We start from the raw sequence: 13,575 nt of genomic DNA on the forward strand, positions 1-13,575 counted from the left end.
GCTAACTCCATTCAGCGATGTCGATCATTCTTTCGAGGCGCCACGTTAGCGCCTCTTTTAGATATGGCAGCCTTGCCGTGAGCGCGTCGTTTCTGGAAAGAATCTCGATTGCCTCGTCAACGAAGCCTTCGAGTTTGTCGCAGCCAAACCAGCCCATGTCCTCGACGAGCAACATTTGTTTGGCGGGGCTTGAATGAAATTGTGCGCTGGTAAAACTGTGCTCTCCCGCCCTAAGCTCCTCTAGTGATATGTTGCACCAGAGCGATGAGCCCGAATCGAAGATGGGGGCAGGTCTGCAAGCTTGCGTGTTTACGTTTCGCACGAGGCCGAAGTTGCGCCAATGACGATCGTAGTTGGCAATGATGTCGTCACATACGATCATGCGGTCAAGGGCGTCTTTTATATCTGTCGCTCCAAGCTCTTCGCAGTTTGCTACATACCGTTCGTAATCGGTTAGTCGCTCGTCTGCATTTGCATGCTGGTTTACATAGAACGCAGGGACATATTCTTCTTCGTCAGTTAAGAAGACATTGCATGTGCTCAAGGCGGAAGTACCCGCGCCTTCGAGCGAGTAAGGCACATAATCGCAGGCGTTTAGGATGCGACGGTGGAGTGCGGTCGCCACCATCTCGTTATAGGGTTCCTGGTTTAGATGCGCACCTGCCTTGTGGAGGATTCGACGGTCACCCTCGCATGTCCAGTACTTTTGAAGATTGCCGTCCGAGGTGTTGTCGGGCTTGGCAGCAGCTGCCTTGCCCTCTGGGGCGAAGGGTGCAATGGTTAGCGAGACGTCATCAAAAGCATTATTGAAGAAATTGATATCTTTCCACGCGAGACCGGAGTCTTGGGGCCTAATCCAATACTGGTCGGATAAGGAGAGGCCAAGATTTCGCTGTACGAGTTCATCGGGAACATCAACTGCGGCTTCTGCAAGCAGGGAGGCTAGCCCAATGCGTGCGAGCGGGATACCGCGGCCACGCCACCAAGTGCGGAAAGAGTCGAGCGATATGGGGCTATTAGGGCCAAATACTCCAATAGGGGCGTGGGCGTAATCGATGTCGGCGCCGATATGGGTAAAGTCTTTTCGCGATGTGCTGTAGACCAGCTGAGCGACTTCGTGCGTGCGATTCATGAGGGTGAACGTGATCTCGCTCTTACCGTGGCCGCGGCGGGGACGTCCCCCCGTTTTGGTCACGGAACGGAGTCGCGTGTCGACGCTGTCTTTGTCGATGAGCCATACACCAGAAGCCTTGCGGGCATCAAGTGCTCCGTTTTTTATGAGCTCCTGCACCCTGCGCGGAGTGATGCCGAGCAGCTCGGCGGCTTCCTTGGTAGTAAGCATCACGAAACCCTTCGTCAAAACGAATAGTTTTATATATAGCAATTGTAATTAAAACTATTCGTTCTGACGAATGGTTTTGAGATTGAGGGCGAACCGACAGAAATGAACGGGCCTGGTACCTGTTGTTGCTGGATTTTGCATATTTGTATAACGCCGTGTGGCCTGTTGCGCCCCGTCCGTAATTCCTTTATCCTTAACAGGCTTCGCGCGAAAGCGCCAAGTGTGCCAGTGTGGCGCAACGGTAGCGCAACTGATTTGTAATCAGTGGGTTGCAGGTTCGATTCCTGTCACTGGCTCCATGAGAGTTTCGGGTTCTGTCTCTATATGGGACAGAGCCCGTTTCTATTTAGGTGGTGCGCCATCGGGTTAGCGCCCATCCCGTTTTTGGTTTGTCTCGTCCTCCAGTTTGTCTAAATCTGTAACACCAAGACCGATATTTGGCATCTAACTGTTACAGATTGAGATGAAACTTAGGGTGTTTTAGGAATATCTTGATCTGTAACATGTAGAAGCGGAATAGGCCTCTTGCTGTTACAGATCGAGACAAGGGCGGGTGCGGACCTGGATGTTCTGCTCGAGCGTGGATTTCTGGACACGCGAGAGAAGAAAATCTTCCGACCGGAGAACGAGCGTGGATAATTAACTTGGATAGGGAGCTAAGGTAAACACCGATTGTCTATCGAAGGCTTTAGAAACAACGACCCCGATTTCATTGTGGAATCGGGGTCGTTTGTGCCTGAGGAATCCGAATGGATTAATCGAGCTCCTAAGGGACTTCTTGGGTTCTTGCTAATGGTCTGCCGAGGATGTCCCCAATGCAAGCAGCGGGCATCTACTCAATATAGTTGGGATTCTTCTTGATGATCACGCGTGCAGCGATGAACGAGACAACGATGGCGATGACGGCGACAACGCACGCCAGTACGAAGTTGCCCATGGATCCATCGGGAGCGATAAAGATCAGCGCAGAAAGAAGACCGGGGCATGCTCCCGCAACATACTCCTTCAGGACGAAGATGCCTGCAGGGAGTCCCGCGCAGAGGGCGCCGATTGCTGTGCCGACAAGCAGGCGGGGACGCTCGATGAGGCAGCCGTAAAATGCGGGCTCAGTTACGCCACAGAGTGCGGTGACGGCAACCGTGGTGACCATACCTCTCTTCTCCTTGTTGCCTTTCATTGCAGTTGCCAAGGCGAGACTCGTGCCGCCAATGCAGAGGTTTGAGATGAAGCCAAAGATGATGGGCGCCCAGCCGAGCTGCGCCAAGCTCGTAACTTCGATCGCGATGTAGGCCTTATCAAGACCGAGCATGACAAAATAGGGGTTAAGGGCTGCAAGGATTGGAGTAGCGATAAATGCCACGTTATCCATGAGCCACGTGGCGGCATCACTCAGCGCGTAGCCCATCATGCTGCCGGCGGGGCCGAGGATAATCAGCTCAACAGGCACGACGATGAACATGGTGAGCAGCGGCTTCAAGAACAGTTTGGTAATGTCGGGGATGATTTTCTGAAGACCGCGATCAACAAAGTACATGAACACAACGCCCAGTACGATTGGCACCACCGTGCTCGAGTAGTCATTCGTCGGGATGGGGATGCCAAGAAAGTCGAGACCCTCAGCACCGCTAATAGACGAGCTAATCATGATTGCGCCCAGCAGTGCGCCCATGATAGGCTGCATTTTCATGACGGCGGCGAGCTGATAGCCGAGGTAAACGGGCAGGAAGCTAAATGAGGCGCTGAAGATCGCCAGCAGAACCTGGGCGGTTCCGCTATCGGTGCTCAATCCACAATAATTGACCAGGAGATTCTTGATCGAAAGAATGAGTCCGCCAACGATGAGCGCCGGGACGATGGGCATGAATACCTGTGCAGAGACGTTCCCGAATTTCTCAATCAAGCCCATGGCGGTGTTACCGCTTTTAATGCCTTCTGCAAGGTCTTTGGCGGTTTGGGCATCGTCGGCAACCGTGCCACCGCCGACTTCGATTCCCGCGAAGTCGAGGAAGTCGTTGTAGGCCTCGGTGACGTTGGGGCCGATGATCACCTGAAGCTGGCCACCGCTGACTACTGCCCCGAGCGCCTGGTCAGCCGATTTGGCGAGCTGGAGATCGATGATCGAGGTGTCTCGTGCGTCGATGCGAAGGCGCGTCGCACAATGAGTTACCGATGTAATGTTCTCTTTGCCGCCAACAGCCTTTAGGACTGTTTCGGACATTGCCTGATATTTCATCTCTTTCTCCTAACCTTCCTGCTCCTGATACTTCGAGATAAGGTCTCGGTACCAATACCAGCTCTTTTTGGGGGTGCGCTCCAGATTGTTCTCGAAGTCGATATGGACAAGTCCGTATCGTTTTTCGTAGCCGTTGATCCAGCTATACAGATCCATCGTCGACCAGAGGTAGTAGCCCTCAACGCGCGCGCCGTCGCGCTTAGCCCTCATCATGTGCTCGATGAACTGGCCCAGAAGCTCGATGCGGTCATCATCGTGGATTATTCCGTCTGCGTCTGGTTGCTCATAGGCGCCATGTCCGTTTTCCGTAATAAAGATGCGGGGCGCGTCATAGCGCTCGTGGACATCCATGATGGTTGAATACATGCAACTTGGGAGTATTTCGCGGCCCCATTTATTGCGGGGAACATTGCTGTCGCGGGCGCTTTCAAACAAGGGCGCAATGCATTTTCCTTCGACCTTTTTGCTCGAACCGCCCTTATTGTTCGCCGAAACGGCAAGCTCTCCACCGTGCCAGTCGGTTACATACTCTCGGCAATACACGTTGAGTCCAATAAAATCCACTTTACCGTCTCTGAATTCTTCTACGTCATTTGGGGATCGATAGAGCGAGACGCCAAGTTTTTCAAGGATTTCGTCCATTTCTGGCGGCAGTTGACCCTGAAGTGCTGGTGCCAGAATCATGCGATTGGCGAAAAAGTCTGCGTATCGAAATACGTCATCGGGGTGCTCGGTTGCCGGGTCGAGTTCGACAACGCCGCCATCGTGGACGGCGCCGATGATGCCGTCGTAGCCCATTTGACGATATGCTCGGACTGCGAGTGCGCTTGCGCGCATCAGGTTGTACTGAAACTGCATGTACGACTGAACGTCGAGCGATCGATTGGGGGGATAGTTGCCCAACATGTTTACGCAGTAGCTGTAGAAATGCGGCTCGTTAACGGTAGCCCAGATTTTGACGCGGTCTCCAAAGCGCTCAAAGCAAATCTTGGCGTATTTGCAGAACCACTCTGCCATATCGTTGTTCAGCCATCCGCCTTTGCAAGCAAGCGTGAATGGCAGATCGTAATGGAACAGCGTAACGTTGGGCTCTATGCCATTTTCGAGGCAGCAATCAATGACCCGATTATAAAAATCGATACCCTTTTCATTCACTTCACCGATACCCGTGGGGATGATTCGACTCCATGAAAGAGAGAAGCGATAGGTGTTTTGTCCGCCTTCTTTCATCATGCGGATATCTTCTTCATAGCGATGGTAGAAGTCGCAAGATACATCACCGTCAACATGGTTGATGTTCTTATTGCTTGTGTGGTTAAAGAAATCCCACTCGCCAAGGCCTTTGCCGTCTTCGTTCCAGGCACCCTCGCACTGATAAGACGCCGTGGCGGAACCCCAGAGAAACGGGATGTTGTTCACGTTGCCCATGAATCCCCTTTCCATCATTCAACACGGTGGATACGTGTGGCGGAATTACGATTAAGATGACGTCAACTGATTTGAATCATAGGAGAACGACCAAAGCTGTTTGATTCAATAAATGAACTATGATTTCGAGGAGAGCGGAAAGAGGGATCACGTGAATATCAATGACTTCGATGTGCTCAATCGCATTAGCTCCATCATCAACAGCGAGTTTGGGTCAAACGATGCCGCCATCGCTCGATATCTCATCGCTCACATTAGGCGTTCGAGCGAAATCAATGTTGCCACAATAACCCGCGATGCATTCGTGACCCGTTCCGCTGTTCGTCGTTTCTGCAATCGATTGGGCTACCAGTCTCTTAGCGATTTGAAAGAATCATTTACTCAATCAGTCTTTCCAAGCGACTTAAGCCATCGAGAGGAGGAATTTGGCTACGAGGAGTACAGGGCAGAGCTCGGCGTTCGCATGATCGAGATGTTCGCTGAGGTTGAAAGCGGCGTGTCCGATATCGCTATTAAGCACCTTGCCGACGAAATTGATGGCCATAAAAACGTTGAAATCTGGTGCACCAATAATGTGAGCGCCAATCTCGTACGATTTCAGCAGGAAATGTTTTATGCGGGCAAGATAGTTCGCATAGTTGCTGGGGCTAACGTCGCGGAATTGAAAAACATGGGAGACGCTTCGCAGTCATTGATAATTCTCGTATCGGTCTCCGGGCTATTTGCGTCCCAGGCGCGTGAGTATCTTGATTGCCGTTCGGGCAGGAAGATTCTAATTACTGCGTTTAGCAACGATGACAAATCGAGGTCTTTTGACCGTGTATATCGTCTTGGTAATGCGGGAAACGGAATTGACCGACTCGGCGTTTATTCGAAATACGCCATGACCTATTTCTTCGACTTGCTATCGTCGTGTTACTTGAGTCGCTACCCCTGCACCAAGGGGGAGCCGCTCTATGGGTCTACTTTGGTCTGGCCCGAGCAGTAGCGGCTCTATAGTTCTCCCGTCTGGAGAATGAGCGTGGATAATCTCCGCTTTGGGCTTAGAGCCGCGCTAAAAGCGGGAGATTATCCACGCTTGAACGTGCCGTGGAAGCACGATCGTGACCTATGTAATAGTGCAAGAGGGTCGGTATCGAAGGTCGATGCTGCAGATGTACTCCACCGTGACAAAGTGTTCCCTCGTGAAATGTCACAAGCGTAGCCAAATCCACCGTCCTTCATATCCAAACTCAACAAAACCGCAGGTCACAGCTATATAGATACGCCCGGCACCGTGTATCTAGAGGTTTTCGTTGACAGCCCCCAAGGTTGCATCGTATTATCTTTTTCGTTCGCGGGGGCGGCGGTCCAAAAGACCAAAGGACCTGCGGATACTTGAACGATTGGGAGTTTGCCCGAGTGGTTAATGGGGACGGGCTGTAAACCCGTTGGCTCTGCCTACATAGGTTCGAATCCTATAGCTCCCACCCGTCAAGTGCCTGTATAGCTCAGTCGGTAGAGCACTTCGTTGGTAACGAAGAGGTCACCAGTTCAAGTCTGGTTGCAGGCTCCATCCGGCGGTGTAGCTCAGTTGGTTAGAGCACACGGTTCATACCCGTGGCGTCACTGGTTCGAATCCAGTCACCGCTACCATAGGTAACACGGTGGCTTCTCAATAGTATGTTGAGAGGCCACTATGGTATAAAGGCAAAGTCCCGTCCGGGGACGACCTGTTAAGAGGAGGGCTTTATGGCCAAAGAGAAGTTTGAGCGCACTAAGCCGCATGTTAACATCGGCACCATTGGTCACGTCGACCACGGCAAGACCACGCTGACCGCTGCCATCACCAAGGTTCTCTCCGAGACCGAGGGCTGCAAGGCTGACTTCACTGCGTTCGAGAACATCGACAAGGCTCCCGAGGAGCGCGAGCGCGGCATTACGATCTCCGTCTCCCACGTCGAGTACGAGACTGCTGCCCGTCACTACGCTCACGTTGACTGCCCGGGCCACGCTGACTACGTCAAGAACATGATCTCCGGTGCTGCTCAGATGGACGGCGCTATCCTGGTCATCGCCGCTACCGACGGCCCCATGGCTCAGACCCGAGAGCACATCCTGCTCGCCCGTCAGGTCGGCGTTCCTTACATCGTCGTCTTCCTGAACAAGTGCGACATGGTCGACGATGACGAGCTCATCGACCTCGTCGAGATGGAGACCCGTGAGCTCCTCTCCGAGTACGATTTCCCCGGCGACGACATCCCCGTCATCCGTGGTTCCGCTCTGGGCGCTCTCGAGGGCGACGCCAAGTGGATGGACGCCATCCGCGAGCTCATGAAGGCTGTCGACGAGTACATCCCGACGCCTGCTCGTAACAACGACCTCCCGTTCCTGATGGCCGTTGAGGACGTTATGACCATCTCCGGCCGTGGTACCGTTGCTACCGGCCGTGTCGAGCGCGGTGAGCTCAAGCTCAACGAGCCCGTCGAGATCGTCGGCATCAAGGATACCCAGAACACCGTCGTTACCGGTATCGAGATGTTCCGTAAGTCCATGGACTTCTGCGAGGCTGGCGACAACGTCGGTCTGCTGCTCCGCGGCATCAAGCGCGAGGACATCGAGCGCGGCCAGGTTCTCTGCAAGCCCGGTTCGGTTACCCCGCACACCAAGTTCACCGGCGAGATCTACGTTCTGACCAAGGAGGAGGGCGGCCGTCACACCCCGTTCTTCGATGGTTATCGTCCTCAGTTCTACTTCCGTACCACCGACGTTACCGGTACGGTCAAGCTCCCCGAGGGCACCGAGATGGCTATGCCTGGTGACCACATCACCATCGAGGGCGACCTCATCCACCCGATCGCCATGGAGGAGGGCCTGCGCTTCGCTATCCGCGAGGGCGGCCACACCGTCGGTTCGGGCATCGTCTCCACGATCATTGAGTAAATTAGCTCTTTGATATAGCTGACTTAGAGAACCCGGCACTTATATGGGTGCCGGGTTCTTTTCTGCAATGGATATTGAGCCGTTGCTGGTGTCGAGAGGATCGATAATGGTCCTGGGTGCACCGTCGATTAGATCTCGTTGGCTCCATTGATGTGTTCCAAATATGAATGGGTTCACCGAGAACCAATTGATTCGAGGTTTTCGTTGACAGCACTTACGTAGAGCTGATAAAGTATCAACTCGTGCCCGTACGGGGCGGAAATGAAAGGTTCAGGATACATGCGTACTCTAGTTACTCTTGCGTGCACTGAGTGCAAGCGCCGCAACTATACGACCACCAAGAACAAGTCGACCATGCCTGATCGTATGGAGATCAAGAAGTATTGCCCCTGGTGCCGTCACCACACGCTGCACAAAGAGACTCGCTAGTCTCTAGTCACATACGCCAGTAGTTCAATTGGTAGAGCATCGGTCTCCAAAACCGAGTGTTGAGGGTTCGAGTCCTTCCTGGCGTGCCAGTCATTATTCCGTAAGCTCCCAATTGGGGGCTTACGGTTTACTCATGTATAAGCGCATTGCGCGGAGGTAACCCAAATGGCCAACAAGAAGAACAAGAAGAAGGCTCAGCAGCAGGCGCCTGCCAACAACGCTGCCGCCAACTCCAAGGTTGAGGCCAAGAAGGCCGTTGCCAAGAAGAACGAGAAGGCTGCGAAGTCCAAGAAGAACGAGAAGCCTGGTTTCTTCGCCCGCACCAAGAAGTATTTCGCTTCGGTCAAGTCCGAGATGAAGCGTGTCACGTGGCCCGATAAGAAGGAGCTCGTGAACTACTCGGTCGTCGTTTGCGCTTCTCTGATCGTCGTCGGCGTCGTCATCGCTCTGCTCGATGCTGGCTTTGGCGAGGCTCTTGCTCTGTTCTCTGGATTGAGGGGCTAAACCATGTCTAAGCGTTGGTACGTCGTTCACACTTACTCTGGATACGAGAACCGCGTTAAGTCCGATCTCGAGCATCGCATCGAGACTATGGGCATGCAGGACCGTATCTTTGATATCGAGATTCCTATGGAGCGTGTCACCGAGATTAAAGAGGGTGGCAAGCGTGAGACCAAGGATTCCAAGATCTTTCCGGGTTATGTCCTGGTCCGCATGGAGATGGATGACGATGCTTGGACGTGTGTTCGTAACACGCCTGGCGTCACCGGTTTCCTGGGCGGCAACGGCAAGCCCGCTCCGCTTTCCCGCGACGAGTACAACAAGATGACTCGTCGTCCCGGTAAGGGCGATTCGCCCAAGCGCACTTCGGTTGATATTCAGGTCGGCACGTCCGTCCGCGTCACCGATGGTCCGCTTACCGACTTTGATGGCAAGATCTCCGAGGTTAACACCGAGGCTGGCAAGCTTAAGGTCACGCTGATGATCTTTGGCCGCGAGACGCCGGTCGAGCTCGACTTTAACCAGGTCGCTGTCATCGCTTAAGTTTTCGTCCGTTCGCGCGAGCGTGCTTCTTCTGTGACTGCTCATCTCAGGAGTGCTTCTAACACGTGCGTGCTTACGATATAGCAAGTCTTCACACTCGTGATTCGAAAGGAATGACCATGGCTGAGAAGAAGGTTGCCAACGTCATTAAGCTCCAGATTCCTGCTGGTGCCGCTAACCCCGCTCCTCCCGTCGGCCCCGCCCTGGGCGCTGCTGGCGTGAACATCATGCAGTTCTGCCAGGCCTTTAACGCCGAGACGCAGGACAAGAAGGGCGACATCATCCCCGTTGAGATCTCTGTCTACGAGGACAAGTCCTTCTCCTTCATCACCAAGACCCCGCCGGCGGCTCACCTCATCAAGAAGGAGCTGAACCTCAAGTCTGGTTCCGCTAAGCCGCAGGCCGACAAGGTTGGTCAGCTCTCCCAGGAGCAGCTCACCAAGATCGCCGAGATCAAGATGCCGGACCTCAATGCCAACGACATTGACGCCGCCAAGAAGATCATCGCCGGTACCGCCCGCTCCATGGGCGTCACCATCGCTGAGTAGCGATTTCTTTAGGTAATGACGGGTGCCCCGACCGGGGCGCCCGTTATATGTGTGCAATAGGGCACACGATACGATGTGGGAGGGCTCACGCCCGTTTAACCACAGGAGGTAATGCACATGGCTAAGCATGGTAAGAGCTATAACGCCGCTGCCGAGAAGATCGACCGCGCCACGCTCTACACCCCCCTTCAGGCTGCCAAGCTCATCAAGGAGCTCGACACCGCCAAGTTCGACGAGACCGTCGAGGCCCACTTCCGTCTGGGCATCGATACTCGTAAGGCTGACCAGAACATCCGTGGCTCCATCTCCCTGCCCCACGGCACCGGCAAGACCGTTCGTGTTGCCGTCTTCGCCGAGGGCGAGAAGGCCCGCGAGGCCGAGGCTGCCGGCGCCGACATCATCGGTTCCGACGAGCTCGTCGCCCAGATCCAGAAGGGCGAGATCAACTTCGACGCCGCTATCGCTACGCCGAACATGATGGCCAAGGTTGGCCGCATCGGTAAGATCCTTGGTCCCCGTGGCCTCATGCCGAACCCTAAGCTCGGCACCGTGACCATGGACGTCGCCAAGATGGTCTCCGAGCTCAAGGCCGGCCGCGTTGAGTATCGCGCCGACCGTTACGGCATCTGCCACGTGCCCCTGGGCAAGAAGTCCTTCTCCGAGCAGCAGCTCGTCGAGAACTACGCTGCCCTGTACACCGAGATCCTGCGTGTCAAGCCCTCTTCTGCTAAGGGCAAGTACGTCAAGTCCATCTCTGTGTCTTCCACTATGGGCCCTGGCGTCAAGGTCGATCCCGCTGTCCAGCGTGACTTCCTGGCTGAGTAACTAACAGTTACTGCCTGAGCAAAGCAAGCATTGCTAAAGAAACCCGGTTCTGCCCCGTACAGGACCGGGTTTCTTGCTATCGCGTCAAAAGCACCATAAAGGGGACAGTGTCCCCTTTATGGTGGTTACCAGGGTGTTCTGGCTGTTGAAGACTCGATGGCTTCGTGGCGTTTGAGCTCGCGGCGCATGGTTTGTGAGTTGAGCCAAGCTGCTTGCCAGCCGCGGATGGGGTAGTGCGTCTGGTCGAGCTCAAACTGCGTATAGCCGCAGGCGTTGATGATCGTCGTTCCACACACATGCTGACGCTCGCGCTGAAAATCGCAACCGTAGCTTTGGTGCACATGCCCGTGCACCATGTAGTCGGGATTCCAGGATTCGAGTGCTGTGTTAAAACACTCGAATCCTCGATGCGGCAGATCGTCCAGATCACCCATACCGGCGGCGGGTGCATGGGTAAGCAGAATGTCGCACCCGCCGACCATCCTAACCTTACGCGACAGCTTACGCATGCGCTTGGACATCTCGCGTTCGGTGTACATGTTGGCGCCGTCGCGATAACGCATGGACCCGCCAAGGCCCGCAATGCGAATCCCTCGGTACGTGTACACGCTGTCCTCTACGCAGATACATCCACCCGGTGCATGACGTGCGTAGCGGTCATCGTGATTGCCGCGCACGTAGATGAGCGGTTTGTTGATGACCGTAACCAAAAACTCAAGATAGTCCGGGTCCAGATCGCCGGCGGACAAAATCAGGTCGACTCCCTCAAAGCGTTCCTTGCGAAAGCACTCCCAAAGGCATCGTTCTTCGGTATCGGCTATGGCAAGGATTTTCATAGGGCAGGGACTTTCGGCTCATCGTCGGGCTGCGGAATGGTGCCTACCACGTTGTCCGCCAGCCAATTCATCTCGACAATCTGCGTGCTCGGCAGCGGAGGGAAGCCTTCGATCTGTACCACGCCGTTCTGGCTGTGGAGCTCGCCGCCAAAGGGGTTGATGGATCCCACAACAATGCCGTTGCGGAGCAACTGCACGAGTTTGCGCGTTTGGTAGGGTAGGCCCGGAGCGTAACGGATGTCGATAACGCCGGAGCTCATGCCATACCAGTAGTTGACAGCGCGCACTTGGTTGTCGTCGCTGGTCTCGTCCCACGTGCCGTGAAGAAGGCTGCGAACGATGAGCTCGTAGTAACGGCCCCAGTTCCATACGGGCATGGCGATGCCGGTGACTTTGCCGTCGACCAAGCGGTGAAGCCCGTAGGCCGTTGGGTCTTCGAGCGACTTTGACATGTCAGCGCCGGTCATGACGCTTACGCCTTCGCGGCACATGGCTTCGGCAAGACCACCGGCGGGAACATCGCCCCAGGTGAGGATGACCTGCGCGCGCGGGTCGAGCAGCGAGGCGCCAATCGCAAAGGCGTTGATCTCGCTGAGTGCGCCCGAGGCGAAGACCGACGCGTGGTAACCGATGCGGTGGTTGTCCGCCATGCTGGCCGCAAGGGCGCCCAGCAGAAACTTGGCCTCGTACATCTTGCCAAAGTACGAACGGACGCTTTGATGGGGAAGGCCGATAGAGCAGTTGAGGAACCGAACCCGGGGATACTCAACGGCAGCCCTGAGCGTGTATTCCATCAGGCGGTGCGAGGTCGAGAAGATGACGTTTGCTCCATGTTTGACAGCCGTTTCCACGGCGGCGTAGAACACATCCGGATCGTGACAGTCCTCGAACGCCTCGGTGCGCACGATACCGCCAAAGTGCTCATCGAGATACTGACGCCCTTGGTCGTGCAGGCTGTCCCAGCTCGACGTCGCACAGGGGAACTCATGGATAAAGGCGATGCGCAGGGGGTTGGCCGTCGAGTAGACGGTCTTGCCCATAAAGAAGTTGAGCACGCCAGAGGTGGACTTGGCGGGCGTCTCCTCCTCGTCGACGCTCGGTGCTTCGACAAGATCGACCTTGTCCTCGTCATTTTTGCCGGCAATAACCAGCTCGCGCCAGATCTTGCACAGGCGGTTTACGACGATATCCGTCGGCGTATCCAGCAGGCGGTCCTGGTTGTACACATTGAGGTAGACGAGCATGGCGTCGGCGGGCGTAATGTCCAGGTGGTCGCCGCCTGCGCGAAGGTAGGCGCGCTTAAAGAGCAGGAAGGTGTGGCGCAGGTAGTCGACCTTTTTCTGCGGCCATTTTTCGATAAGGTTCTGACCGAGCATCTTGGCGAGCGTCTCGTAGCTTCCCTCACGCGAGAACTCGATCTCGTATAGGGGGCAGACGCGCCAAAACGCGCAGAACTCGCCGTACAGGCGGCTTTCGACGGAATCCCATGTGCCGGGGTAGAGACGGGTGACCTTGGCCGAAACCGTCGGAGCGTCCAGGAATTTGAGGACACTGACGCGTTTGTTGCCTTCCTGGACATAGAACCGATGCATGAACTCGGTGACGATGATGGGGTCGCGATAACCCTCGGTTACCTGGATGTCGTAGAGGTTGGACCACTTGCGGGCGAACTCGGTGCCAAACGGCAGCAGGGGCATAAAGTTGCATGAAAAGGCGGACTGACGGCCCTTGGTAACCGTACCGACGACCATTTCGAGCGGAATGTCTCTCAGGCCGACATTCTCTCGCTGGCCTAAGGGGAGCTGGGCAACCAAGCTATCGAGGTCCGTGAGGTACGGATACTCGCTTTGACTAATGGCGCGTCGACGTCCTTGCTCGCCGCGCTTGCGTGCTTGACGGTAGGCCTCTTCCATGATGTTGCTCCCTTAGTCGTTTAAACAACTATATGAACCATGGTACCACGAATGA

12 protein-coding genes and 5 tRNA genes are annotated in these 13,575 nt (G+C 55.0%); 12 read left to right on the top strand and 5 right to left on the bottom strand.

The annotated features are described in order from the left end of the window. Position 1: 1 nt before the first annotated feature. Positions 2-1,342: a DNA-binding protein gene (locus tag KSY82_RS03885; RefSeq protein ID WP_217750288.1), complete on the bottom strand. Its 1,341-nt coding sequence runs from the start codon at positions 1,340-1,342 to the stop codon at positions 2-4. A gap of 224 nt (positions 1,343-1,566) precedes the next feature. On the opposite strand from KSY82_RS03885, the gene KSY82_RS03890 reads away from it, so the two are divergent. After that, a tRNA-Thr gene (locus tag KSY82_RS03890) sits at positions 1,567-1,641 on the top strand. Positions 1,642-2,174: 533 nt separating this feature from the next. Here KSY82_RS03890 and KSY82_RS03895 read toward each other — a convergent pair. Continuing rightward, the gene (locus KSY82_RS03895; protein WP_138339596.1) at positions 2,175-3,575 is read right to left on the bottom strand and encodes a PTS transporter subunit EIIC; all 1,401 of its coding nucleotides are present in this window, start codon (positions 3,573-3,575) and stop codon (positions 2,175-2,177) included. A 9-nt stretch (positions 3,576-3,584) separates the two neighbouring features. Further along, on the bottom strand, positions 3,585-5,003 hold the full coding sequence (locus KSY82_RS03900; RefSeq protein ID WP_195444114.1) for a glycoside hydrolase family 1 protein: 1,419 nt from the start codon (positions 5,001-5,003) through the stop codon (positions 3,585-3,587). 151 nt (positions 5,004-5,154) lie between these two features. Here KSY82_RS03900 and KSY82_RS03905 point away from each other — a divergent pair, with 151 nt between their 5' ends. The 11 genes from KSY82_RS03905 (at position 5,155) to rplA (ending at position 10,771) form a co-directional block, all read left to right on the top strand. Further along, positions 5,155-5,991 (top strand): MurR/RpiR family transcriptional regulator, encoded by an 837-nt coding sequence (locus KSY82_RS03905; protein WP_217750289.1) that lies wholly within the window; start codon positions 5,155-5,157, stop codon positions 5,989-5,991. A gap of 399 nt (positions 5,992-6,390) precedes the next feature. Beyond that, positions 6,391-6,472 (top strand) — tRNA-Tyr (locus KSY82_RS03910). 10 nt (positions 6,473-6,482) lie between these two features. Beyond that, a tRNA-Thr gene (locus KSY82_RS03915) sits at positions 6,483-6,558 on the top strand. A 3-nt stretch (positions 6,559-6,561) separates the two neighbouring features. Next, a tRNA-Met gene (locus KSY82_RS03920) sits at positions 6,562-6,638 on the top strand. 96 nt (positions 6,639-6,734) lie between these two features. Next, a complete protein-coding gene (gene tuf / locus KSY82_RS03925) occupies positions 6,735-7,925 on the top strand; it encodes an elongation factor Tu (protein WP_035137538.1) in 1,191 nt (396 codons plus the stop codon). A 279-nt stretch (positions 7,926-8,204) separates the two neighbouring features. Further along, on the top strand, positions 8,205-8,354 hold the full coding sequence (rpmG, locus tag KSY82_RS03930; protein WP_022093895.1) for a 50S ribosomal protein L33: 150 nt from the start codon (positions 8,205-8,207) through the stop codon (positions 8,352-8,354). Positions 8,355-8,367: 13 nt separating this feature from the next. Then, a tRNA-Trp gene (locus tag KSY82_RS03935) sits at positions 8,368-8,443 on the top strand. Between the two features lie 76 nt (positions 8,444-8,519). Further along, positions 8,520-8,858, top strand: coding sequence for a preprotein translocase subunit SecE (secE, locus tag KSY82_RS03940; protein WP_006234983.1), 339 nt, complete (start codon positions 8,520-8,522; stop codon positions 8,856-8,858). A gap of 3 nt (positions 8,859-8,861) precedes the next feature. After that, positions 8,862-9,398 carry a transcription termination/antitermination protein NusG gene (nusG, locus tag KSY82_RS03945; protein WP_217750290.1) on the top strand — a complete coding sequence of 179 codons (537 nt, stop codon included), beginning with the start codon at positions 8,862-8,864 and terminating at the stop codon, positions 9,396-9,398. A gap of 119 nt (positions 9,399-9,517) precedes the next feature. After that, entirely contained in the window at positions 9,518-9,946 is a 429-nt protein-coding gene (rplK, locus tag KSY82_RS03950; RefSeq protein ID WP_022093893.1) for a 50S ribosomal protein L11, read from the top strand. A 117-nt stretch (positions 9,947-10,063) separates the two neighbouring features. Further along, the gene (gene rplA, locus KSY82_RS03955) at positions 10,064-10,771 is read left to right on the top strand and encodes a 50S ribosomal protein L1 (protein WP_022093892.1); all 708 of its coding nucleotides are present in this window, start codon (positions 10,064-10,066) and stop codon (positions 10,769-10,771) included. Positions 10,772-10,896: 125 nt separating this feature from the next. Here rplA and KSY82_RS03960 read toward each other — a convergent pair whose 3' ends face one another. Beyond that, a complete protein-coding gene (locus KSY82_RS03960; protein ID WP_117799696.1) occupies positions 10,897-11,607 on the bottom strand; it encodes a metallophosphoesterase family protein in 711 nt (236 codons plus the stop codon). Next, positions 11,604-13,520, bottom strand: coding sequence for a BMP family ABC transporter substrate-binding protein (locus KSY82_RS03965; protein WP_217750291.1), 1,917 nt, complete (start codon positions 13,518-13,520; stop codon positions 11,604-11,606). The genes KSY82_RS03960 and KSY82_RS03965 overlap by 4 nt, the downstream gene beginning before the upstream one ends. Positions 13,521-13,575 lie beyond the last annotated feature (55 nt).

Origin of the sequence: Collinsella aerofaciens, from assembly GCF_019131995.1 — a bacterium.
Taxonomy (GTDB): Bacteria; Actinomycetota; Coriobacteriia; order Coriobacteriales; family Coriobacteriaceae; genus Collinsella; species Collinsella aerofaciens_S.

What these genes read in the sequence shown, in the direction of transcription:
- KSY82_RS03885 (WP_217750288.1), bottom strand. Translation starts at nt 1,342, where the DNA reads ATGCTTACTACCAAGGAAGCCGCCGAGCTGCTCGGCATCACTCCGCGC.
- KSY82_RS03895 (WP_138339596.1), bottom strand. Translation starts at nt 3,575, where the DNA reads ATGAAATATCAGGCAATGTCCGAAACAGTCCTAAAGGCTGTTGGCGGC.
- KSY82_RS03900 (WP_195444114.1), bottom strand. Translation starts at nt 5,003, where the DNA reads ATGGGCAACGTGAACAACATCCCGTTTCTCTGGGGTTCCGCCACGGCG.
- tuf (WP_035137538.1), top strand. Translation starts at nt 6,735, where the DNA reads ATGGCCAAAGAGAAGTTTGAGCGCACTAAGCCGCATGTTAACATCGGC.
- rpmG (WP_022093895.1), top strand. Translation starts at nt 8,205, where the DNA reads ATGCGTACTCTAGTTACTCTTGCGTGCACTGAGTGCAAGCGCCGCAAC.
- secE (WP_006234983.1), top strand. Translation starts at nt 8,520, where the DNA reads ATGGCCAACAAGAAGAACAAGAAGAAGGCTCAGCAGCAGGCGCCTGCC.
- nusG (WP_217750290.1), top strand. Translation starts at nt 8,862, where the DNA reads ATGTCTAAGCGTTGGTACGTCGTTCACACTTACTCTGGATACGAGAAC.
- rplK (WP_022093893.1), top strand. Translation starts at nt 9,518, where the DNA reads ATGGCTGAGAAGAAGGTTGCCAACGTCATTAAGCTCCAGATTCCTGCT.
- rplA (WP_022093892.1), top strand. Translation starts at nt 10,064, where the DNA reads ATGGCTAAGCATGGTAAGAGCTATAACGCCGCTGCCGAGAAGATCGAC.
- KSY82_RS03960 (WP_117799696.1), bottom strand. Translation starts at nt 11,607, where the DNA reads ATGAAAATCCTTGCCATAGCCGATACCGAAGAACGATGCCTTTGGGAG.
- KSY82_RS03965 (WP_217750291.1), bottom strand. Translation starts at nt 13,520, where the DNA reads ATGGAAGAGGCCTACCGTCAAGCACGCAAGCGCGGCGAGCAAGGACGT.